Source organism: Paramagnetospirillum magnetotacticum MS-1, assembly GCF_000829825.1.
GTDB lineage: Bacteria > Pseudomonadota > Alphaproteobacteria > Rhodospirillales > Magnetospirillaceae > Phaeospirillum > Phaeospirillum magnetotacticum.
The window spans coordinates 36,022-57,646 of the sequence record NZ_JXSL01000024.1 but is presented as its reverse complement, the minus strand read 5'-3'; the positions used below and the strand labels follow the sequence as shown (position 1 = coordinate 57,646).

General features: G+C 60.9%; 19 protein-coding genes. 4 read left to right on the top strand and 15 right to left on the bottom strand.

What is annotated here, in order from left to right; genetic code table 11:
- The first annotated feature begins 9 nt into the window (after positions 1-9).
- Positions 10-1,596 (top strand): benzoate-CoA ligase family protein, encoded by a 1,587-nt coding sequence (locus CCC_RS06990; protein ID WP_009869682.1) that lies wholly within the window; start codon positions 10-12, stop codon positions 1,594-1,596.
- A 225-nt stretch (positions 1,597-1,821) separates the two neighbouring features.
- Positions 1,822-2,580 (top strand): AsmA family protein, encoded by a 759-nt coding sequence (locus CCC_RS06985; protein WP_041040517.1) that lies wholly within the window; start codon positions 1,822-1,824, stop codon positions 2,578-2,580.
- Between the two features lie 369 nt (positions 2,581-2,949).
- Here CCC_RS06985 and CCC_RS06980 read toward each other — a convergent pair whose 3' ends face one another.
- From CCC_RS06980 to CCC_RS06950, 7 genes are all read right to left on the bottom strand, one after another.
- Positions 2,950-3,156, bottom strand: coding sequence for a hypothetical protein (locus CCC_RS06980; RefSeq protein ID WP_009869680.1), 207 nt, complete (start codon positions 3,154-3,156; stop codon positions 2,950-2,952).
- 1 nt (position 3,157) lies between these two features.
- A complete protein-coding gene (lexA, locus tag CCC_RS06975) occupies positions 3,158-3,865 on the bottom strand; it encodes a transcriptional repressor LexA (protein WP_009869679.1) in 708 nt (235 codons plus the stop codon).
- 139 nt (positions 3,866-4,004) lie between these two features.
- A complete protein-coding gene (locus CCC_RS06970) occupies positions 4,005-5,207 on the bottom strand; it encodes a molybdopterin molybdotransferase MoeA (protein ID WP_009869678.1) in 1,203 nt (400 codons plus the stop codon).
- Complete coding sequence (moaC, locus tag CCC_RS06965; RefSeq protein ID WP_009869677.1) at positions 5,204-5,701, bottom strand: cyclic pyranopterin monophosphate synthase MoaC; 498 nt, start codon at positions 5,699-5,701, stop codon at positions 5,204-5,206. The genes CCC_RS06970 and moaC overlap by 4 nt, the downstream gene beginning before the upstream one ends.
- Positions 5,701-6,516 carry an indole-3-glycerol phosphate synthase TrpC gene (trpC, locus tag CCC_RS06960; RefSeq protein WP_009869676.1) on the bottom strand — a complete coding sequence of 272 codons (816 nt, stop codon included), beginning with the start codon at positions 6,514-6,516 and terminating at the stop codon, positions 5,701-5,703. Before trpC ends, moaC begins: the two co-directional genes overlap by 1 nt.
- 4 nt (positions 6,517-6,520) lie before the next feature.
- A complete protein-coding gene (gene trpD / locus CCC_RS06955; protein ID WP_009869675.1) occupies positions 6,521-7,561 on the bottom strand; it encodes an anthranilate phosphoribosyltransferase in 1,041 nt (346 codons plus the stop codon).
- Complete coding sequence (locus CCC_RS06950) at positions 7,561-8,151, bottom strand: anthranilate synthase component II (RefSeq protein ID WP_009869674.1); 591 nt, start codon at positions 8,149-8,151, stop codon at positions 7,561-7,563. Before CCC_RS06950 ends, trpD begins: the two co-directional genes overlap by 1 nt.
- A gap of 133 nt (positions 8,152-8,284) precedes the next feature.
- Here CCC_RS06950 and CCC_RS06945 point away from each other — a divergent pair, with 133 nt between their 5' ends.
- Complete coding sequence (locus CCC_RS06945; protein ID WP_041040569.1) at positions 8,285-8,881, top strand: formyltransferase family protein; 597 nt, start codon at positions 8,285-8,287, stop codon at positions 8,879-8,881.
- Positions 8,882-9,096: 215 nt separating this feature from the next.
- Here the strand turns inward: CCC_RS06945 and CCC_RS06940 are convergent, their stop codons facing one another.
- Positions 9,097-10,374: a site-specific integrase gene (locus CCC_RS06940; RefSeq protein WP_041040514.1), complete on the bottom strand. Its 1,278-nt coding sequence runs from the start codon at positions 10,372-10,374 to the stop codon at positions 9,097-9,099.
- Positions 10,375-10,463: 89 nt separating this feature from the next.
- A complete protein-coding gene (locus CCC_RS06935; RefSeq protein ID WP_160295525.1) occupies positions 10,464-10,934 on the bottom strand; it encodes a helix-turn-helix domain-containing protein in 471 nt (156 codons plus the stop codon).
- 321 nt (positions 10,935-11,255) lie between these two features.
- Here CCC_RS06935 and CCC_RS06930 point away from each other — a divergent pair, with 321 nt between their 5' ends.
- Positions 11,256-12,506, top strand: coding sequence for a hypothetical protein (locus CCC_RS06930; RefSeq protein WP_041040511.1), 1,251 nt, complete (start codon positions 11,256-11,258; stop codon positions 12,504-12,506).
- 108 nt (positions 12,507-12,614) lie between these two features.
- On the opposite strand, the gene CCC_RS06925 is transcribed toward CCC_RS06930, so the two are convergent.
- The 6 genes from CCC_RS06925 to CCC_RS06900 all read right to left on the bottom strand — a co-directional run bounded on the left by CCC_RS06925 (position 12,615) and on the right by CCC_RS06900 (position 21,490).
- Positions 12,615-13,250: a DUF4145 domain-containing protein gene (locus tag CCC_RS06925; RefSeq protein WP_052472980.1), complete on the bottom strand. Its 636-nt coding sequence runs from the start codon at positions 13,248-13,250 to the stop codon at positions 12,615-12,617.
- Positions 13,243-13,611, bottom strand: a complete 369-nt coding sequence (locus CCC_RS06920) for a hypothetical protein (protein WP_009866524.1) — start codon at positions 13,609-13,611, stop codon at positions 13,243-13,245. The genes CCC_RS06925 and CCC_RS06920 overlap by 8 nt, the downstream gene beginning before the upstream one ends.
- A 284-nt stretch (positions 13,612-13,895) precedes the next feature.
- The gene (locus tag CCC_RS06915) at positions 13,896-16,799 is read right to left on the bottom strand and encodes a TrlF family AAA-like ATPase (RefSeq protein ID WP_041040509.1); all 2,904 of its coding nucleotides are present in this window, start codon (positions 16,797-16,799) and stop codon (positions 13,896-13,898) included.
- A 294-nt stretch (positions 16,800-17,093) separates the two neighbouring features.
- Entirely contained in the window at positions 17,094-19,661 is a 2,568-nt protein-coding gene (locus CCC_RS06910) for a relaxase/mobilization nuclease domain-containing protein (protein ID WP_041040507.1), read from the bottom strand.
- Positions 19,661-20,032: a plasmid mobilization protein gene (locus tag CCC_RS06905; RefSeq protein ID WP_152619723.1), complete on the bottom strand. Its 372-nt coding sequence runs from the start codon at positions 20,030-20,032 to the stop codon at positions 19,661-19,663. The genes CCC_RS06910 and CCC_RS06905 overlap by 1 nt, the downstream gene beginning before the upstream one ends.
- 432 nt (positions 20,033-20,464) lie before the next feature.
- Complete coding sequence (locus CCC_RS06900; protein ID WP_041040503.1) at positions 20,465-21,490, bottom strand: helix-turn-helix transcriptional regulator; 1,026 nt, start codon at positions 21,488-21,490, stop codon at positions 20,465-20,467.
- Positions 21,491-21,625 lie beyond the last annotated feature (135 nt).

Here is a 21,625-nt window from a genome sequence, read left to right as displayed (position 1 = left end):
GAATACGTCATGACGTCCCCCAATGCCTCGTCCGAGCATGCGCTCGACATTCCGCGCGATTATAACGCCGCCACCTGGTTCATCGACCGCCACATCAAGGACGGTCGGGCCGACAAGGTGGCCTTCGTCGATGCGGATGGCAGCCACACCTATGGCCAGTTGGCCGAGAAGGTGAACCGGGCGGGCAATGCGCTCAAAGGTCTGGGCCTGCACATGGAGAACCGCATCGCCATGATCATGCTCGACACCGTGGATTTTCCCTCGGTGTTCTGGGGCGCCATCAAGGCGGGGATTGTCCCCATTCCGCTGAACACCTTGCTGACCACCGGCGATTACGGCTACATGCTGTCGGACTCCCGCGCCCGCGTCCTGGTGATCAGCGAGGAGCTGTTCGACAAGGTCGAGCCCATCCTGCCTGATCTGCCCACGCTGGAACATGTGATCATCTCGGGCAAGAACGGCCATGGCCACAGGCTGCTCTCCGACCTGATGGCGGCCGCCGAGCCCAAGCTCAAGACCGCCGAGACCACCCGCGATGATGTGGCCTTCTGGCTTTACTCCTCGGGTTCCACCGGCGCGCCCAAGGGCGCCGTTCACCTCCAGCGCGACCTGCCCGCCACCGCCGTTCATTACGGCCAGCAGGTCCTGGGCATCCGCGAGGACGACGTCACCTTCTCGGCGGCCAAGCTGTTCTTTGCCTATGGCCTGGGCAACGGCATGACCTTCTCGCTGCATGTGGGCGCCACTTCGGTGCTGCTGAAGGATCGTCCCACCCCCGAAGCGGTGATGAAGATCCTCAAAGATCATCAGCCCACCATCTTCTACGGCGTGCCCACCCTGTACGGCACCATCCTGGCCGATCCGCAGTACAAGCGCGAAACCTCGTCCACCCGCCTGCGCGCCTGCGTCTCGGCGGGCGAAGCCTTGCCCGAGGATGTGGGCCGCCGCTGGGAGGAACGCTTCGGCGCCGCCATTCTCGACGGTCTGGGTTCTACTGAAATGCTGCACATCTTCCTGTCCAATCGCCATGGCGAGGTCCGCTACGGCACGTCGGGCAAGCCGGTGCCGGGCTACGATCTCAAGATCTGCACCGATGACGGGCACGAAGTTCCTCAGGGCGAGATGGGTGAACTGGTGGTGCGCGGTCCCAGCTCGGCGGTGGCCTATTGGAACCAGCGCGAAAAGTCGCTCAAGACCTTCCGTGGCGAATGGACCCATACGGGTGACAAATACTACGTGGATGAAGACGGCTATTACCGCTATGCCGGTCGTGGCGACGACATGCTGAAGGTCGGCGGCATCTGGGTCTCGCCCTTCGAGGTGGAGGCCGCGCTTATCTCCCACGAAATGGTTCTGGAAGCCGCCGTGGTCGGCGAGGCCGACGCCGAAGGCCTGGTCAAGCCCAAGGCCTTCGTGGTCCTGGCGCCCGGCGAGACCGGCTCGGAAGTCCTGAAGGAACAGCTTCAGGCCTATGTCAAAGCCAAGCTGGCGCCCTACAAATACCCCCGCTGGATCGAATTCGTCGAGGCGCTTCCCAAGACCGCCACCGGCAAGATCCAGCGCTTCAAACTGCGGGGCAGCTTGGCGCAGATGTAGGGAGCCGCCTAACGTTTAAGGTCTTTGTGGGCTCCGCCCACACCCGCAAAGGGCCTTGGGCCCTTTGATCCCCTTCATCGGAATGGGGTCCAGGGACTAAGTCCCTGGCGGGTGCAGGGCCGGGCCCTGCAGTTAACGCCGGGGAGGCTCGGTCCTTAGCCCTATCGACATTCCCGGCGCCCCGGCTCACACTGAGCGCTCGTTAATCATGGTCGGGGGCTTTCCATGCGTAAGCTGCTTATTGGTGCCGGTGTTGTGGTGACGGTGATCATCGGGGCGGCGGTGTTCCTGCTGTCGTCGCTGGACTCCATCGTCAAGAAGGTGATCGAGGATGTGGGCTCCCAGGTGACCGGGGTGAAGGTTTCCGTCGGCGCGGTGAAAATCTCGCTGTCCGAGGGCAAGGGCTCCATCGCGGGCCTGACGGTCGCCAATCCGCCCGGTTTCTCGTCGGATCCCGCCATCCGGCTGGGCGAGATCGCCCTGGCGCTCGATACCGGTTCGCTCAACAAGAACCCCATCGTGGTCAAGGACATCACCGTGGCCTCGCCCTTCGTGGCCTATGAGATGGCCTCAGGCGGCAGCAATATCGACGCCATTCAGAAGAACGTGAAGGCCTTCACCGCCAAGCATGGCGGCAGCGATGCCAAGGCCGAACCCGCCAAGACTGCTTCCAAGGACGAAGAAAAGAAGCTGGTCATTGAGCGTCTGGCCATCACCGGCGGTCAGGTCAAGTTGGCGGCGGGCGGCATTCCCGGCGCCGAGGGCACGGCCAAGCTGGGCGATATCGTGCTGACCAATATCGGCAAGGATTCGGGCGGCGCTTCTTCCGCCCAGGTGGCCCAGAAGGTCATGGATTCCCTGGTCAATGGCGCGCTGAAATCCGCCACCAGCTTCGGTAATCTGCTGGGTGGGGTCGGCGACAAGGCCAAGGCCCTGGTTCCCGGCGACGCGGCCGGTGCGGTCAAGGGCCTGTTCGGGAAGTAGGATCGGCTGAAGAAAAGGCCCCCCGGATCGCATGGTCCGGGGGGCTTTGCTTTGAAGATGAAAGAAAAGGCCGCGGAGTGCTGCCCTGCACCCGCCGGGGACCTGTCGCGTCGTGTCTTTTTAGTCTGCCCGACTTGAGGCTGTACCACTTTGCCTCGTCGTCCCGGGCTCGACCCGGGACCCAGGAGTCGCGAGCAGTAACGCTTGATGTTGCTCCCCCTGGATCCCGGCTCAAGGCCGGGATGACGGTGAAATGGTGTTGATTCAGCTTGCTTCAGACAAGCTCTAAGTCCCTCGACCCATTCCCAATAATCCAAGGGGATCAAAGGGCCTTGGGCCCTTTGCGGGCGTGGGCGGAGCCCACAGAAACTACCCCAGCACGACCTGATTGGCGCCGCGCAGGCGGGACAGGGAATTGCCCAGACGGGACCATTCCTCGAATCTGCGCCTTGCGTCGGCCTCGGCCTGGCGGCGCGAGACGCGGCCCAGATAGGTGACGCTCATCTCGGCGCGGCCGTCCTGGGCCGGATTGCCATCGGCGGTGAAGCCGAAGCGAAGGGGGCGAAAGCTTCCCATTTCAGTAGCTCCGAAGCAGGCCGACGAGGCGGCCCTGGACCTTGACCCGGTCGGGGGGCAGGACGCGGGTCTCATAGGCCTTGTTGGCGGGTTCCAGGGCGACCGAGGTGCCCTTGCGGCGCAGGCGCTTCAGCGTCACCTCGGTGTCGTCCACCAGGGCGACCACGATGGTTCCCGTTTCGGCGCTGTCGCAGGAGCGGATGACCACGGTGTCGCCGTCATTGATGCCAGCCTCGATCATGGAATCGCCCTCGACGGTGAGCGCGTAGTGATTGCCGCTGCCCAGCATGGAGGCGGGGATGTCGATGCTGCGGGAGTGATCGCTCAGCGCCTCGATGGCGGTACCGGCAGCGATCTTGCCGTAAAGCGGCAGGCTGACCGAGTCCGACGGCACGGCCACCGGCGCGCCCACCAATTGCTGGCTGGCGAAGCCGCCCTTGATCACATTGGGGGCAAAGGCCTTTGCGGGTGGCGGCAGGGTCTGGTCATGGCGGTTTTCCGGCAGGCGGACCACTTCCAGGGCGCGGGCGCGGTGGGCGAGGCGGCGGATGAAGCCGCGTTCCTCCAACCCGGTGATCAGGCGATGGATGCCCGACTTGGACTTGAGGTCCAGTGCGTCCTTCATCTCGTCGAAGGAGGGGGAAATTCCGGTGGCGCGAAGCCGTTCGTCGATGAACATCAACAATTCATATTGCTTGCGGGTCAGCATCGCGGTTTTCCCCCTTCCGTGAGTCTGTTCCGGGAACAAAGAACAAACCATCTGCTTTTGTTCTATTCGCGTTCCTCCTGATGGTCAAGGGGAATTTGCACGGATGATTCCGTTTTGTTTCCCTAAGAGCCTGGGGAACTCAGAGAACGGCGGGCAGCGGAATGACCTGCACCATGTCGCCCATCTGGGCGGTGGGGGCATGGGGGGGGCGCACCACCAGACAGGTGGCCCGCGCCAATCCCGAGATGACGGCGCTGTCTTGCTGTTCGAAGGGCAGGGCCACCACCAGACCGTCATCGGTGCGTTCCAGGGTGCCGCGCATGAATTCCATGCGGGCGTCATTGGGCGGCAGATCGCGGCCCAGCAGGGCATTGATGGCCTGGGTGACGGTGGACCGCCCGGTCAGTGCCCGGATGGCGGGCTCGAGGAAGATGATGGCGCAGACCATGGACGAGACCGGATTGCCCGGCAGGCCGAGAACGGGAATGCCCTTCATGTCGCCGAACATCAGCGGCTTTCCCGGCCGCATGGCCACCTGATAGAAGCCGAGATTCATGCCCGCGCTCTTCAGCGCGTCCTGCACCAGATCATAGTCGCCCACCGAGGCGCCGCCCGTGGTGACCAGCATATCGGCGCCCGCCGCCGCCTTGATCATGGTGTCCAGCGAATCCCGGGTGTCCTTGGCGATGCCCAGATGGATGGCCTCGGCGCCCAGCGCGGTGACCATGGCGGCCAGACCGGGGCCGTTACTGCCGACGATCTGGGAGGGGCCGGGCTGATCACCGGGCAGGACGATCTCGTCACCGGTGGACAGGATGGCGATACGGGGCTTGCGGCGCACCAGCAGGTTGGGAATGTTCATGGCCGCCGCCAGACCGACGGTGCGCCCGCCCATGACCGTTCCCGCCGGAATCAGCATGTCGCCAGCCGCGAAGTCGAGACCGGCGGGGCGCACATGGCGGCCCGCAGGAGCGGAGGTCAGGATCTCGATGCGCTCGGCGTCCCGGCGGGTGTTCTCCTGCATGATGACGGCGTCGGCGCCTTTAGGCACCGGGGCGCCTGTGAAGATGCGGATGCATTGTCCAGGCCCCACCGTTCCGGTGAAGGCGGCTCCGGCGGCGGATTGGCCGATCATCTGGAGGGTATGAGGAACCTGGGCCAGATCCTCGGCCCGGACCGCATAACCGTCCATGGCCGAGACCGCCACCGGCGGATGAGAAACGCGCGCCGTCAGGTCCTCGGCCAGGATGCGGCCCGTGGCCTGGGACAGGGAAATCACCTCGGTGCCCACCGGCTTGATGCCGGTCAGCAGGGTTTCGCGCGCCACCTCGACGGAGATCATTCCTTGGCCTCGTAGATGCCTGATTTGCCGCCCGATTTGTGAATCAGGCGGATATTCTCGATGCGCATGGATTTATCCACCGCCTTGCACATGTCGTAGACGGTGAGCGCCGCCACCGAGACGGCGGTCAGCGCCTCCATCTCAACCCCGGTGCGTCCTACCAGCTTGCAGGTGGCTTCGATATGGACGGCCGAGGCGTCGGTATCAAGGCTGAGCTCGACGCCGACCGAGGACAGTGCCAGCGGGTGGCAGAGCGGAATCAGGTCGGGGGTGCGCTTGGCGCCCATGATCCCGGCCAGTTGGGCGACGCTCAGTACATCGCCCTTCTTCATGCCGCGCGCCGCGATCAGGGCCAGGGTTTCAGGCGCCATGACCACCGAGCCACGCGCCACCGCCACACGGGCGGTTTCCGCCTTGGCCGAGACATCGACCATGACGGCATTGCCGTCCGGGTCGAAATGGGTGAGGCCATCCTTGGTCGTGGGGGCGCCCATCAGGTGGCCGGACCCGCGCCAGCCAGCAAGATCTTGACCGCCTGTTCCACATCGGGGCGACGCATCAGGGCCTCGCCGATCAGGAAACGCCGGACACCCACGGCGGCCATGCGGCGCAGATCGCCAGGACCTTCCAGGCCGCTTTCCGAGACGACGATCTTGCCCTCGGGGATCAGAGGGACCAGACGCTCGGTGGTGGCCAGATCGGTCTTCATGATCTTGAGGTCGCGGTTATTGATGCCGATCAGCGGGGATTTGAGCTTCAAGGCCCGCTCCAGCTCGGCCTCGTTATGGACCTCGATCAGCACATCCATGCCGTAGCCGAGCGCGATGTCTTCCATCTGGCTGAGCTCGGCATCGGTCAGCGAGGCGACGATCAGCAAGACGCAATCGGCGCCCAGCGCGCGGGCTTCGACGATCTGGTAGGGATCGACCATGAAGTCCTTGCGCAACACCGGGATGTCGCAGGCCGAGCGCGCGGCGCCCAGATCGGCGTCGGTGCCTTGAAAGAACTTCTGATCGGTCAGCACCGACAGGCAGGCGGCCCCGCCGCGCTGATAGGCGCGCGCCAGGAATTCCGGCTTGAAGTCGGCGCGGATCACACCGGCCGAGGGCGAGGCCTTCTTGATCTCGGTGATCAGGCCCCAGCCGATTTCGGCGACCTTGCGGTCCAGGGAAGCGGCGAAACCGCGTGGCGGCGCCTGATCCTGGGCGCGCTTCAGCAGTTCCTGGATGGGGCGTCGGCTCTTCTGTTCGGCAACCTGTTTGCGTTTTTCGGCGCAGATGCGGTCGAGGATGGTGGGGGTGGCGTTCATGGTGTCAGGCCGTCCGGTTGGTGATGGCGATCATGCGGTCAAGCACGGCTTCGGCCTCGCCCCGATCGATGGCCTGTTCCGCCGCGCGCGCACCCTCGCTCAAGCTGCCGACCTTTCCGGCCACCACCAGGGCGGCGGCGGAATTTAGCACGACGATATCGCGATAGGCTCCCTGTTCCCCTTTGAGGAGGCCTTTGAGCGCGGCGGCATTGGTGGCGGAATCTCCGCCCTTCAGATCGGCGGCGGCGGCGCGCTTGAGCCCCACCTCCTCCGGCGTCACGGTGAAGAGGCGGACCTCTCCCCCTTTGAACTCGGCCACCTTGGTGGGGCCGGTGGTGGTCAGTTCGTCCAGGCCGTCGCTGCCGTGCACCACCCAGGCATGCTCGGCGCCCAGGCGGCCCAGCACACGGGCCAGCGGCTCGACCCAGCGCTCGGCGAAGACGCCCACCACCTGACGGGTGGTTCCGGCCGGATTGGACAGCGGCCCCAGCAGGTTGAAGATGGTGCGGGTCCCCAATTCTCCCCGCGCACCGGCCACATGGCGCATGGCGTTGTGGTGGCGCGGCGCCATCAGGAAGCCGACCTTGTTCTCCCACAGGGTTTCGCGCACCAAAGCGAAATCGGCGTCGATATTGACGCCCAAAGCGGTCAGCACATCCGAGGCGCCCGATTTGGACGACACCGCCCGGTTGCCGTGCTTGGCCACGGGCACGCCGCAGGCGGCGACCACGAAGGAGGCGGCGGTGGAGATGTTGTAGGTCCCGGCCTCGTCGCCGCCCGTGCCGACGATGTCCACGGCGCCGGGCGGTGCTTCGATCTTCAGGGCCTTGGCCCGCATGATGCGCGCCGCCCCGGTGATCTCCTCCACCGTCTCGCCCCTGACCCGCAGCCCCATGAGCAACCCGCCGATCTGGGCCGGGGTGGCGTCGCCCGACATGATGATTTCGAAGACTTCCTCGGCCTGGGTTTCGGACAGGCTGGCGCCGACGGCGATGCGGCCCAGGATTTCCTTCATCAGGGCAAGGGTAACGGGGGCGGTACTCATCAGGCGGCCTGTCCGGTTCGGGTCGTGGTGAAGTCGATGAAATTGCGCAGCATGGCGTGGCCGTGCTCGGTCTCGATGCTTTCGGGATGGAACTGGACGCCCCAGATGGGCAGTTCCTTATGGGTCAGACCCATGACCAGCCCGTCACCCGCCCAGGCCGAGACCTGCAGGCAGTCGGGGAAGCTTTCCCTCTCCACCACCAGCGAGTGGTAGCGGGTGGCGCGGAACGGGCTGGGCAGGCCCTTGAACACGCCGGTGTCGTTATGGGTGATGGTATCGACCTTGCCATGCATGGGCTTGGGTGCGCGCACCACCTTGCCGCCGAAGGCCTGGCCGATGGCCTGATGGCCCAGGCAGACCCCGAACAGCGGGATGATGCCGGCGGCGCGCTTGATGAGATCCAGGCAGATGCCAGCCCGGTCGGGGTCGCAGGGACCGGGCGAAATGACGATGCCCTGGGGCCGCAGGGCCAGGACCTGATCGACGGTGAGCGCGTCGTTGCGCTTGACCACCACCTCGGCCCCCAGCTCGCCCAGGTAGTGCCAGAGGTTGTAGGTGAAGCTGTCGTAATTATCGATCAGAAGAAACATCGGCGTCACGCCTGCAAGAAATCCAGGCCGGAAGAATGCAGAGGCGGCTTCGGCGCGTCAAGCTTGGCACACGCCGTTTGACGGATTCCACGGGCAGGGTAGCATGATGGCGAAATACAAAGGCCGGGGTGCCATGCTCGATACCATTCTTTTGCTGGCGGGAGAAGCCGAACGCCCGGTTCTGGCCGACAGGCTGCGCCGTGCCGAGCCCATGATCCGGGTGATGGAGATCGCCTCGGTGAAGGACTTGCCTGCGGAACTGGGTTCGGCCCGGCTTTTGGCTTTTCTCTTTCCCGAGATCGTGCCGGTGGCGGCGCTGGAGGGCCTGGGTTACGGCGCCTATAACATCCATCCCGGCCCGCCGGATTATCCCGGCTGGGCTCCGGTCAGCTTTGCCCTTTACGACGGCGTCACCCAGTTCGGCGCGACTTTGCACGAAATGGCGGCGCGGGCGGATTCCGGGATCATCTGCGATGTGGAAAGCTTTGCCATTCCGCCCGATGCGGATATGACGCGCCTGTCGGAACTGGTCTATGGCGCCAGTCTAAGGCTGTTCGAACGATGGGTGGAGGGCGTGGTCTCGCCCTTGCGTCTGCCCCGCCTGCCAATCCCCTGGGGCGAGCGCCGCTGTACCCGAAAGGGATTCGCGGAACTGTCCCGCATTCCCGAGGATGCTTCTGAGGAGGAGAGACTGCGCCGGATCAGGGCTGTCGGCGCCGAGATTCGGTGATCGTCGATGCGTTCCGGGGGGAAATGGTGGGCGATGCAAGGATTGAACTTGCGACCCCTCCCGTGTGAAGGTGGCGATAGATTGTAACTTCAATCCCTTACAATTTTTAGCGATGACCGTAGAGTGCCGTTTAGAGCCGTGTGTTTACCTAGTTTCGGGACAATTGTCCTGATTCAATCAGTCGGATATTCCTGGATTTCCGGACAAGGGTGATGTCAGGCGGCCGCATCCTTGGACAGGAGGAGGGCGGTCGTGGGCTGCCATTCAATCCGCTGAATATGCTCATCCAATGCCACTGCATCGGCGACGTCAGCCGCCGCAGTCAGGTCGGCATGGGCATAAGTGCGCCTCAGCGTTGCGGCAGAGGTATTAAGGATCAGGGCGATATCCTCGAACGCCTTGCCGCTTTGTACCATCCACGAGACAAAAGTATGCTTCATGATGTGCCCAACCACGTCCTCGGTGGGATCGACGCTCTTCAGCCCAGCCTTCTCGATGGCGGCGCGCACGGACTTTTTCACGTTACCTGCGCAGCGGCCGCGAAATTCAATGACATGGTTGGAGCAAGCCACCTGCTGAGCATTCCAAAGCTCCCTGCGGATTTCCGAAGTCATTTGGATCAGCGGGCGCTTCTTGTTGTTGTCAGTCGCGACTTGGCCGAAGTCGATGAGGTTCCGATCGAAATCGATCTGATCCCACCGCAGTTGTTCGATTGCTTCCTTCCTGGCACCAGTCGCCAGGGCAATACGGAAAAACAACCGGATATGGGGCAGGTGGCAACTGGCGATCAGCTTGGCCGCTTCGGTTTTGGTCAACCACCGGATCCGGGCCCGGGCGCCAGACACAGGCATGGTGAAGGCCGGGGCTTCAACACCTGCAAGCCAACGGATGCGGTCATCTTTTTCGGCCCAGCGCAAGGCAGCGCGCAGGATTACCAATTCTTTTTCAATTGTTGCGTCAGCAATTCTGCGGATAACTTGGCCGGTGGATCGCCGGGAGATGCCAGCGTCCCGGCGGCGGATGGCGTATTCCTCGACCACCGATTGGCTGATGTGCCCGGGCCGCAATGGGCCAAAATATTCCTTCAAATGCTTCATGACGAAGCGATCATTGCCGATGGTGGTGACGTCTGCTTCCGCCCGTTTGGAGGCCAAGTCGGCCTGTGTATGTGCCTCGGCTTCGTCAATCCCCTGCTTCAAAAGGGCGATCCGAGTCTCACCATAAACCGCGCGATTTTTCTTCTTCTTCAGATCATTAAGGCGGCTGACCTCATATCCCTCAAGGATGTGTTTGATCAGCACATCTGCGTTCGCCGATGGAACGCCAGCCTTTGCGCGATGGTTTGCTGTTGCCTTGCCAGCTTCGTATTGCGCCAGGGCGCGCCGAGCCTCGCCTTCGTCGCGGGTGCCGCAGGCGATCTTCTGGCCTTCATCGACGATGTACCAGCTGGCTCCCCTTATTACGAGCCGTGGTGGCTTCGATGCTCGTCCCATGGCGGACCTCCATCATGATGTGAAGGCGCCATTGTAGCATGAATCAGATTCCAGGACAGATTTCAGGACAGAGTTTGTCCTGAAATGCGCTAAAGGCTCTTTCCGGCCCGACGGCCCTCGGCGCCCAGGGTGAAGAAATCCGGCTTGAGCCGCAGGCGAGGGGAGGAGCCATGATCTTCCTCAATGGTGGGGCAAGGAGGCTTCAAAGGCCGCCGAGCTGATAGCTGTCCGCCCTGGGTGAACAAGCTATCCAGGAAGATGGCCCAGTCACCGCGGTGGATCCGGTATTCGGTTCCGCCGGGCAGGATGCCAGCCCGCACGAGGCCAGACTTGATCCATTCATAAACGGTTTTGCGCTGGACCTGGAGCTCGTCAGCTGCCTGGCGCACGGTCATATAGGTGAATGCCGCCGACGTTGTGCGGGGCATCTGAACCACGGCCCCAATGGCCGTATCGGTACCAAAGCTTGCGGCAGGGTTCTCGGTGAACTGGACCGCGATCAGATGGCTTGAAAATGTTGGCCCGAGTGAAAGTTGAGAAAAAATGTTCTGGGTTGTCATGATGAAATTCACACGCTGTTTCAATCTAATCAGTATGGCGATTTGAGTTGTGTTGAGAGAGTCCATCATGTGGAAAGAATGTTGTTTTCTGCACTGCCATTGTCCGGATGGGTAGAAGTAGCTTTAATTCTCAGCGCTGCACACGCGGCTCCGACCGGTTTGCGCCCGCCCAAGACGTATGGCATGAGGCTGCACAACTTTGAAAGTGGACATGGTCGCCCCCCATTATTGGATAGAAAGATTCAAGCTGCAACAGCCTATAGATGTTACTATGGTGATATTGACCACTGGTAGTGCCATCATCATTGGCCGGAGAACACCATGCGCATACGGGGGCACAGCGACGTCTTCCTTATGGGGAATAAAGGCGACAGCTTTTCTATGATCAGCGCCTACGAAGGCCTGATCCGGCAAGAGGTCGAAAAGTTCCCCGCCAATCAAGTCCTCGCCACCCCCGAAGACGATCTCCTCGGCTACCTCATCCAAAAATATACGTTGGATGTCCCCACGTTTAAAGCTGACGAGGCCTACATCGAGCGCCAAGGCGAAACCCAGATCGACGTCAGTCACCGCTTCGATTACGGTTTCCACGATGGGCGGGGCGGACAGCATGTCCCGGGACACGAGGTGGTGATTGGTGTTCCTCATACCGGCGACCCCGATCTTTTCCACGTCCGGGGCTCCACCTTCACCATGTCGCCGCCCAGGATTTCCGTTGAAAACGGCACCGTTATTTTGCGCTTTTCCGATGTCAAACTTGATGGCGAACGCATCAAGGCCGATATGAACAGGCTGATCAAAGACATAAATGCACACCTGGGCTACCTAAGGAGCGACTTCGACGCCTGGAATAGACGGATGCCTAGTTTTGCCCGACAGGTATTGGCTAACCGTAAGCAACGCCTCATGGAGCAACACAATATTGTGGCCGGCATTGGCCTGCCGATGAAGCGGCGGCCCGACGACGCATTGACCTATGCCGCCCCCGAGGTTCGGAAGAGGATCAACCTCACTCCGCCGCCGGTCCCGAAGCAACCTTTCAAGCCCGAGCCCGTGCTGGAGATAGCCGAGTTCGAGCACATCCTTGAGGTGATCGGCAGGCTGGCCGTAATGTTGGAACGCAGCCCGTCGACATTTGCAAAGTTCGGAGAAGAGGAACTGCGCGACAGCATCCTTGTTCCTCTAAATAGTCATTATGATTCTGTGACTGGAGAAACATTCAACGCCGCCGGAAAAACGGACATCCTCATTCGTTCTGGCGAGAGAAACGTCTTTATCGGCGAATGCAAGTTTTGGCACGGAGAAAAAGGATACCTGGCAACCATCGACCAGTTGCTCTCGTACTTGACGTGGCGCGATACCAAGGCAGCGATTATTATCTTCAATCGGAATAAGAATTTCTCTGAGGTCCTGGTAACCATCCGGGCGGCTACCGAAAAGCACCCAAGCTTCAAACGGGCACTCCCCGCGGCATCGCCGACATCGTACCGCTACGTGTTTTGCCAAAACACCGATGATGTCCGGGAACTGCACCTGGCTGTACTGGTCTTCGACATTCCAACGCCGGCTTAGCGGGCACCCACCTGCTGCCGGCGATCGAGAGCCACCGGCAACAGCTCGGCGATGGACTTGGCTTTGTCCCGCGCCACCGGCTGGGCAATTTGCCGTCACCGGGACACCCTACCGGCGACGCGGTGGAATGCGCCCCTTCATCTCCTCGGCCCGGATCGGATGGATATAGACCTGTTCCACCATGGTCTCCACCGTATCCAGCAGGGTGTCGATATCCTGATCCGAGGGATCATATGCCCGGTGCATGGTGGCGTGCCCAGCTTCCAGGATCACCTCGAATACCCCCTTCGCGGCTGCGCTGATGTGTCCTGCCTCGTGGAATGCCCGAAGGTTGATGCCGAAGCTCCCCTGGTCCCCCACCTCCTTCACCATAACGTGCTCGACAAGCGCGCGAATCCCCATGGCCGCCAGCCGATTCAGATCGTTTTGCGTCGCCACATAGATCTGCTCAAGCAGATCCCTTGAGGTGTCGTCCCCCAGATCGTCCAGCCAGATCGGCACCCGCCGCGACGTCGTTGGGGGGAAATAAGCCTCCCTCACATTGATGGCCTGATCCTCGCCTGGGCGCCTGGTTGACGTAGTTCGCCGGAGGACAACGGTTTCGCATCCGGCGCACTGGAGAACCTCATTCCGCTCCACGCCTTCCTCGTCAACCTTGGCGATCGGCACCTCGACGACAAGAAGGATCTCGTGGTTGCGCTCACCGAAGCAGGTACTGCATGGCGCCTTGATGGTTTCAGTCATGGCTGTGCGGCAGCAGTGATCGAAGTCGGCGGAAGATGACGTTGACCGGGCCAAATGGCGTTTGAATCCCGGCGGCAGCCTCACTGCGCCGAAGATCGTCGGGGACGGCCGCCTCGATTTTGAAGGTATAGGGGCGCTGCTGTGCAGGAACCCCTTGCACCAACTCCACGCCGGGCGGAACGGTAGCGGTAATTTTCAGGACGACCCGACGCCTTTCCGGGTCCTCGTAGAAGATCCCGTCGTAGGCCACCCCGCCCGAATCCGCGCCAACGATGGCGCCATTGTTCAGCACAATGACCCCCACGCCAAAGTCATGCGTGCCACGAAACAGAATGGAATAGAACCCGTCATAATGCGTCATTTCGGCCCCCAGCGATCGGCCAAATCTAGCACCTCTGGTTCCACACCAGAAGCTGTTGCCTGCTTTTCAACAGCAGATGGGCCACACGAGGGCGACCGGAGCGGAACTTGACATTTTCCAGAAGGGGTTCCCGTGACGTTGCATGCAATTGAATGTCAGCTTAACCGCCACCGCCTCCAAGAGCTGTCCTTCCGCTTTCGGCCCGTTCAAGTCGGTTTCGCGCGCAATCTTGCCGTTCAGGGGATCGCATCGATGTCGCGGAAAACCCCTTACATCAAGCCCCTTCATCCGAGCCGGTATCTCTCGTCCCTCTTCCTGAATGCCTCGGCGCCACCTTCCAGTATCCGGCAGACCTGCCCCCGTATGTCGGGTTCGTCCGGAGCCGCGTTTTCCAGAGATCCGCTGACATATCTCATCGAAGGAAGGCCGTCCTCGCCCCGTTCGCAGTGGGCGACGACAACCTGCTCGGCGTCCGTGTTCACCACGAGGTTGGGATTGTGCGTGATGAGAATGATCTGGCGATGGTTCTTCGCCTCCCGGAAATAGGCTGCAAGGTCCGCAAATATCGACTCGTTGTCGAGGTTTTCCTCCGGCTGGTCGACGATGAGCGGCCGGCGCTCGTTCTGCACCATCGCCAGATACAGGATCAGTAGGACTATGCCCTTGGTTCCGGGGGACAGCTTTTCCAGCGGCGTCTTCTGATATACGAGGCCGTAGTTGAGGCTGATGTGCTGGACCTCATGAAGCCAGGCGAGGAAATCGGTGTAAGTGCGGTTCTTCTTCATGAAGCTGCCGTCCCCCTGGGGGCGGGTCCGGATTTCTGTCAGGAGCAAGGCGAAAGCCGTTTTGACAAGTTCCCTGTCGCCAGCCTCCCATGCAGGCGCCAACGCCTCGCGGGCAAAGGCGGCGAAATCCTCAAATCGCTTGATGTTCCCGAAGTCGAGGGTCTTTCTGGTATCCACCAGCCCCTCTCCCCGTTCGAGCCACGCCTCGACGTCCACCCGACGCCGGATTTCGAACTCAAGCTGGCGCTCGTTTCCGCGCCCATGGCTGAGGCGTTCGCGCACCGGCTTGTAGAGTTCGTCCAGAATGCGGGCTTCCTGGTCGAGGGAATCGAAGTGCTCCAGGTAGGCTTCCAGGCGATCTTGACGGGCGGCCTCCAAAGCCGCTGCATCCCCGGTCTCGATCTGCCCGATCTCCGTATCCAGACGCTGCGCCTGGGCGCGTATCTCCGACATGCGGACTTGAGCTGTCTGGATCAGGGTGCGGCGGGCGTGGTCGTCGGACTGCCGCTTAGCCAGCAAGTCCAACGCGGCGGAGGTCGCACGGATGGTCCCTTCCGCGGGCGGGTCGCCTTCGCCCTCGATGCCCGCAAGCTCGGTCGCAAACGCGGCCTTGCGGGCGTCGATCATCCTTTCGGGATCGCCAGCGAAGGTCGGCCTGAACGCCCCGATCTCGTCCTCGCCGAGTCCGACGGCCTTGAGCGAAACCGACACTTCGTTCAGGAACCTCGCTGCCTCCCTGCGGAAAGCCTCCACACGCCCGGCGACGTCGTCCAGCGTCACGATCCGCCGCTTCACGTTGGAAGCCTTCGCCTGGGCCTCGGCGAGCGCGGATTGGAGCGCAGCCATATCCTCCGCGAACTTGGCCTCCGCGTCGGTCGCCCCGGCGGATACCTGGGCGGTCAGCGCGATGAGCTCCTCTTCGAGGGCCTTTTTCTGCGCCTTCTTGTCGTCCAGGGTCAGCCTCCGTTCATGGATGGCCTGGGAGACCCTGGTGGCGGATTCGATCCTCGACTGGATGTCCTGCCGGCGCCGCTCGACCCGCTCGACCTTCAGCTTCCGCAACTCGTCGAAGTTCGACGCGTTCAGCCGTTCGGTCGGATCGAGATGCGCAAAGACGATGGCTTCGATCTCCGACGCCAGCTTCGCCGCGCCGTCCTCGGCTCCGCAAAGCTCCTCGACGAAACTCTGGGAGAGGTATCTGACCCTCGGTTCGCTAAAACCGTTGGCCGCCTGGAGCACCTGTTTCGTCTCGGAACCATCCGCCCATTTCACGGTGGCGGTGGCCGATTTCAAGTGCCCCTTCGCCCGTTTGAGGAAGCTGCGGGGATCATTCTTCGACGGAGGCTGTTCAGCCGCGACCGCGACGATCTCGGCGAGAGCGGATTTGCCCGACCCCTTCTTGCCTATGATCGTCACCAAGCCCGGATTGACCGGGATGGTCGCCTCGGGAAACCAGCCGTCGGAGTCGGCGATGGTGATGGAGGAGATCAGATTGGCCTTGGAAAGGGCTATCTCCGGAGAGCTGGGTCCGATGTGGACGCGTTCGGCGGGCTCAAAAAGAATCTGCCGGAGACCTTCGAAGGTGGGGTCGGCCTTAATCCAGCAATAGCGTTGCTCGTCCGGCTCGAAGAGCCTTCCGAAGTCATGGGCGTCGCACCCGTGGATGCACGGCTTTGGCCCCCCGTATCGGCGAAGGATATCGTCCGCTGCCTTCTTCCCAGTCTTTCCGAGCCAGAACTTCAGGTCCGACGGAGTCGCGGTGAACAGGGCGTGGACGAAGTGGGACAGCTTGTCATGCACCGCCTTCCAACCGTCGTCTTTCCGCAAGCCGGACAGACCGTCGTTGCCAGCCGCCACCGCGACGATGGAGTTCTCACGGAGCCATCGCTGGCCTTCGAACCATTTCTTGAACACGTCGAATTCGATCTTGAAGACGTTCGCCCCGGCCCGGATGGCAGCCTCCTGGTCGAGGTCGGCGCCGCCCGTCTCCCTGCCGAGCTTGGCCAAATCGGCCGGCAGGCATTTGAATTTATCCTCGAAGGCGCCCTCGAACACCAGGTAGGACAGGGCGTTCTCGATCCGATCGACATGGTCGGGATCGTCAGGGGAGATGAGTAGATGGATGTTTACCGCGTTTCCCCTTGCCGTCTTCGGGGAGATGCGGAATTCGATGTTGGGGATCAGGAGGATGACATTTCCGAGCCTTCCCGCCTCCTTGTGCTCCTTCATCCGGACGTATGAGCGGATTGTGAGGTAGTCGGTCACGCCGACGACGGCGACGGGGCTAGCCTCGACGGCGGCGAGGTAGTCTGCCCACCTATCGCCGAAGCCGTCGTTCAGCAACGTGCCTGGCGTGTGGACATGCAGGTCCCACCGGCGCCATTCCGAACCGCGTGCATACATAGCACCCCCAAAGGGCAACCCAAAAAGTCAATCATTGATACACCATAGACGGATGGACGACAACGATTGGCGGATGACGATTTGGTTTTCCAGCCTGGGGCTGAGGTCCAGCGAGACGGAAGGCGTCATGGAGATCAGATCTGTCCCAAACTTCGTTATCCGATAACGCAACATCCGGCTCAACTTGCGATTGTCTGCTATACACGACCGCACCCCCATTACCGCCCGTCCGCTTCCGGCCCAACCAGGTCATTAGTGGGGGGCACTCGCGTCTTCGGGCTTTGGGGGGGGCGGCTACGGTGCTGGGTAGTCGTCAGGATCCAACAGAGTTTCATTTAGGTCTGACCGGGCGTCTTCCTGGCAAGGATCGTTGATCTGGTTATCCCCACTATTCGGCTGGGGATGAATAAGCGCATCATCCAAAACCCCAATGAATTCGATTCTTTCGGTTGTGATCTCAGCCTCATCTGAGGCCATTGCATGAGCGAAAGCGACCTCGACGGTCGCAGCCATTGGTCCTGGCACATGCGGTTCCATGGTCGTGTCGGGAATGCGCTCTATGGAATGGCCGGCATCTTCCAGGCGGGTTGACAGCCACGGGCTGTCGACGACCTGAATGAGTGCAGAGGGGTGGCAGGCGAGCATATGGCGAAGGGCTTTGCTCTCGCCGTCTCCACCGGTTGAGACATATAGAGTAGCGGCAGGTAGTTGCTCCGCCTGCGCGCTTTGCAGCGCGGATACCGCATTGTCAAAAATTACGATCCTTTCCGGAGACTGGGTGTCGCCCATGGCGATGATGCCATTCCGGCTTCCGCCTACAGACAACCGATCCTGACGGATATGGTGATAGCGTTCATACCCCGTCGAATGGCCACGTTCATCCCGTCGTTGGAAAACAGCATAGCCGAGATCGTCACAGCGGCAGACATCACCGGCCCAGCCCTTGGTCGTTTCGGTGATACCCATTTCCTTCAAGTAGCCGCGCAACTCGTAAGGATCAGCCGATGTCCATTGCTGCCGTGCCGAGGTGTGGTCGTGCCTGACCTCATCGCGTCGCATGGCCATGGACTGGCGGATGGCATCGGCCTGGAGGAGCGTGATTTCCTCGTCCAGTTGCTTCATTGCGTCGGCCATGTTGTGCGCGAACCCAAAGTGGATGAGGAAGTGCGCGGCATTTCCCGACGCATTCCTGAGGCCGAATGGGGCGTCAAAGGACCATTGAACCCAATGCCATATTCCGACAGTGTTCCTTTGAACGAATATGGTGGTGAGGCTGCCATCGGCTGTGCGCAATGAGAATGGAAGCCCAGACTCCGGGGCCGCATCATTGTCGGGGACGAACCCATACCTTGGCAGAATCTCCGTTAGATCGATCATGTTGATGGCGAACCGGCGCTCACTTTCGGACAAGCGCGCGCCGAGCGCGGGATCGTCCGACATCGGGGAATTATTCACACAAATCCCAGCGGAGAGGGCAATCTGGGCAGCTCGCCGAATGAACGATGGTTCGCCGAACGTCTCGATCCCTGAAGGCCATTTGATACGTGCAACATCTAGGGCCTGAGTCAGCGTCGGCTCAGAGACGTCGTAGATGACGAGCCTGTCTCCATGGTCAATGAATCCGAGGTGCCGTGGTAACCGATACTCGATACTGCCATCGTGATGACGCTGATACCCACAGCCTGTGATGGTGACCAGTCTGGGCATGGTGCCATCGATTCCCGGGCGGGCAGGTCTGACATTAGGGAGATTGATTTCACCTTCGTCCAGTGAGGTGGCCAATGCCGAAAGACGTGTCAGCGCTCGGACCGATGCCGAATCGCCGGTTTTGGCTCTTGCATCAAGCCAAATACGGAAAGAGGTCTCCACAGGCAACGGAACCGCGCGACGATAGGGTGCCATCGCCTTGTTTAGCCTAGCGTTGCCGCGCTCCAAGGCCCACAACCTCCAAAGTGGCTCGAGAGCAGGATCGTGCGGTTGGCGAAAGTCGATGGCGGCGCCCGATGCCGCAGTTGAAGATTCGAATTCTCCAAGCTTTCGGATCAGGGCAGGCCATGACGCAGCCTTACCCAATAACGATGCCTTTGCCTGGTGCCGGGGATCATCTCGGGCGGCAAGGGAGATCAGCAACCCACCGCCGTCGCATGGTCTCAGGCCGACACCATTCATTGCCAGCAGATCATGGAGTTCTGACCATCCCGCACCTTCATGCTGGAGCACGTGGGCCACCGCGCCAGTGAGTCTCCGAATAGACTTTTGGAACGAATTGCCGCTCCAGGTCTCTGCCTGGACGGCACCCCGCGACGGTTTGGACATCGAGTCTACACGAACTGTTGGAACGATCACCGACTGCCCTTCGATCTCGACCGATTCGTAACATCCCCTGTCTTGCGGCCAGCCAAATTCCAGTTCCACGACGCGGCAGGCATGGTGCAGCCGGGGCCAGTCCTGCCAAATGCTTGCGGGCCTGAGGGATAGGGGGTGGATCAGGCACACGGAGCAATGGAGATGGACGTGCTGCGTATTGTGGTGAGCCGCCAATACGCATAGATGCGCTCCAAGATCCATCAGATCGAGGATCATCCACCCGGCCGCCATCATCTCCGGCCAAGAGGGGCAGGTCTCGGTTTCCCAGGCCAGTACGAAATGATAAACAGGATCGGCGTCTGACCGGGCTTGCATCGCCAATGCCTTCATTTCGATGGCCGCGGTTTCCGGGCTTCGCGCGAGAACGGCCGCCGAAAATGCTATGTGTGGCTCCCCGCCGGTCGGCGGCAGAGTTTTTTCCGCTTCGCTGATATAGCGAATCAAGGCATCAAAACTGGATTCGCCCACATTGCGCTCGGCGACCTTGGGCAGCATCAGGTGCTCTTTCGCTGGTCAATGCACCAGCGTGCGATCGCCTCAAGAAGATCACGGGCGACCTGATTGATGTTGGTTAGGCGCTCGTCAATGCCCTTGAGGTCGTCGGGGAATCCCAGGTCTATGGCCATACGCACATCGGCACAGAGATCGGCTAGTGGAGCTGCTACCGCACGTATACTCGCGACGAGGGCAAGGTCATTGTGATCACGAATCGGGTGACTGAGCAGGGCCCGCCGCATGAAATCACTCAGCCCGAGTCCTGCTGCCTTGGCTTTGCCCTTCACCACCTCGCACTCGGCCTGGCTCGCCCGACAGCGCAGCCAATCACCCCGGTTTAAATCAGTTTCGCAGGTCCGAATCTTCGCCATCTCGCTCAATGCCTAGAGTAAATTGTGGTACAAATATCTATCCTGTCGCAGCAAATTGCGCGGAAATTTCAGTCGCCAATGTATGATGTGAATATGTGACACATCTCTATATCCTGCCGCGTGACTAGACAGTCTATCCATAAGCGGCATTCAACTGGAACTGGATTGGCGTGCAGTTAAAGCTTTTCTGCCGATATCAGTGATTGAATTTATTTGTCTATTGTGGATTGGGCGATCCGGTGCTGCCCAAGGCTGTGAGGTGGGCGCGAGCATTTATCGAGATCACAATTGGTTTATTCCAAATGGATCCCATATTCGCCGATGCGCTGTTCCAATCGGCGAGCGAGAAACGGGCTGTCAACGCGCAGGGCGGACAGGATGGCCTCTGCTTCGGCCCAGTATCCAATTTCTTACCGAAATATTTCCGGGGCCTCAATCATCGCTCTGGTCTGGTCCAGCCTTCTTCCGCAGGCTCCCAGGGCTGTAGCCAAATTTCTTTTTGAACGCGGTCAGGAAGTGATTGGTGTGGGTATATCCGAGGCGCAGAGCCACCGACTTCAGCGGAATGTCCGTGCTGATGATGGCCGCGTGGGCTTCGTTGAGGCGGTGCTCGGTGATGAAGGTCTGAATGGGCTTTCCGTATTCGGCCTTGAATTCATCATTCAGCGTTCTGACCGACAGGTTGAACTGTCCGGCAAGCTCTTCCAGCGTCGGAACCTTGCCCTGCATATTTATAAGTTGTTCATGAAGCGCCCTTACCCGATTGCGCGATCCCGCGCCTATTACGTGGCGATCAGAGTTTGTCCCCATGTGATCAATCAAGGCTGATAGATATATCAGCGCTTGCGACTGAGATGTCAGCCGTTGGACGGCACCGGAAAGAGTGCTGGAGAATGCGGTATGCAGGTGGGCGGAAATAGCTGCTGGTATAGGCCGCACTACGACGCTAGGGGCAGGGATCAGCCCCAAGGCGGTCAGTGTGGCTTCGGCTACTCCCTCGCCAACGAGACCCGCCATGGCAGCTCGACTGACGGTTAGGGCGGTCATGACGCTACTGGCGGAGCCATCGACCGAAGGAACCAGCTTCAGCCTATCTGACAATCGAAACAGGTCGAAGCCCGGGCGGAAAACAACTTCTTTCGCAGGATATTCCTCGTGGTGGATGACAATCCCGGCGTTGACCGTCTGAGCCATAAAGGATTCGGATGGGAAGCTTCCCTCAACCATGGCCATACGGACCATCTGCCCGAGCGCAGCCGGGGTGAACTTATGGGTCGCACGAAACAGCGTCATTCCGTATGCCATTTCAAGTTTGGCAATCCCGCATTCGCCGATCTCGGGCGGCAGCGGGTAGGGAAGAATTTCGATTTCCTTGTGCCATGGCTGGAAACTGACCCCGTCGCCCTCGATGTCGTCGACGAGCCAGCTGAATTTTAGGAATTCGTACGCGGAATGCATCCCGTTTCTCCGGTTGCCACAGCCGTAGATAAGCATTGGTTATCGTTCTAGTCCACGGTCCTAATGTGGGTTTTGCTAAATTTTCCTGATCGCGTAGCATTTTTACCAGAATGCGAATATCGGCGCTGTCGCATT

Excerpts from the sequence above, each read along its gene's own strand:
- trpC (WP_009869676.1), bottom strand. The coding sequence starts at position 6,516 with ATGAACGCCACCCCCACCATCCTCGACCGCATCTGCGCCGAAAAACGC.
- lexA (WP_009869679.1), bottom strand. The coding sequence starts at position 3,865 with ATGCTGACCCGCAAGCAATATGAATTGTTGATGTTCATCGACGAACGG.
- CCC_RS06915 (WP_041040509.1), bottom strand. The coding sequence starts at position 16,799 with ATGTATGCACGCGGTTCGGAATGGCGCCGGTGGGACCTGCATGTCCAC.
- CCC_RS06925 (WP_052472980.1), bottom strand. The coding sequence starts at position 13,250 with ATGACTGAAACCATCAAGGCGCCATGCAGTACCTGCTTCGGTGAGCGC.
- CCC_RS06930 (WP_041040511.1), top strand. The coding sequence starts at position 11,256 with ATGCGCATACGGGGGCACAGCGACGTCTTCCTTATGGGGAATAAAGGC.
- CCC_RS06905 (WP_152619723.1), bottom strand. The coding sequence starts at position 20,032 with ATGGCGAAGATTCGGACCTGCGAAACTGATTTAAACCGGGGTGATTGG.
- CCC_RS06990 (WP_009869682.1), top strand. The coding sequence starts at position 10 with ATGACGTCCCCCAATGCCTCGTCCGAGCATGCGCTCGACATTCCGCGC.
- CCC_RS06900 (WP_041040503.1), bottom strand. The coding sequence starts at position 21,490 with ATGCATTCCGCGTACGAATTCCTAAAATTCAGCTGGCTCGTCGACGAC.
- CCC_RS06935 (WP_160295525.1), bottom strand. The coding sequence starts at position 10,934 with ATGACAACCCAGAACATTTTTTCTCAACTTTCACTCGGGCCAACATTT.
- CCC_RS06980 (WP_009869680.1), bottom strand. The coding sequence starts at position 3,156 with ATGGGAAGCTTTCGCCCCCTTCGCTTCGGCTTCACCGCCGATGGCAAT.
- CCC_RS06945 (WP_041040569.1), top strand. The coding sequence starts at position 8,285 with ATGCTCGATACCATTCTTTTGCTGGCGGGAGAAGCCGAACGCCCGGTT.
- CCC_RS06940 (WP_041040514.1), bottom strand. The coding sequence starts at position 10,374 with ATGGGACGAGCATCGAAGCCACCACGGCTCGTAATAAGGGGAGCCAGC.
- CCC_RS06950 (WP_009869674.1), bottom strand. The coding sequence starts at position 8,151 with ATGTTTCTTCTGATCGATAATTACGACAGCTTCACCTACAACCTCTGG.
- trpD (WP_009869675.1), bottom strand. The coding sequence starts at position 7,561 with ATGAGTACCGCCCCCGTTACCCTTGCCCTGATGAAGGAAATCCTGGGC.
- CCC_RS06920 (WP_009866524.1), bottom strand. The coding sequence starts at position 13,611 with ATGACGCATTATGACGGGTTCTATTCCATTCTGTTTCGTGGCACGCAT.
- CCC_RS06985 (WP_041040517.1), top strand. The coding sequence starts at position 1,822 with ATGCGTAAGCTGCTTATTGGTGCCGGTGTTGTGGTGACGGTGATCATC.
- moaC (WP_009869677.1), bottom strand. The coding sequence starts at position 5,701 with ATGGGCGCCCCCACGACCAAGGATGGCCTCACCCATTTCGACCCGGAC.
- CCC_RS06970 (WP_009869678.1), bottom strand. The coding sequence starts at position 5,207 with ATGATCTCCGTCGAGGTGGCGCGCGAAACCCTGCTGACCGGCATCAAG.
- CCC_RS06910 (WP_041040507.1), bottom strand. The coding sequence starts at position 19,661 with ATGCTGCCCAAGGTCGCCGAGCGCAATGTGGGCGAATCCAGTTTTGAT.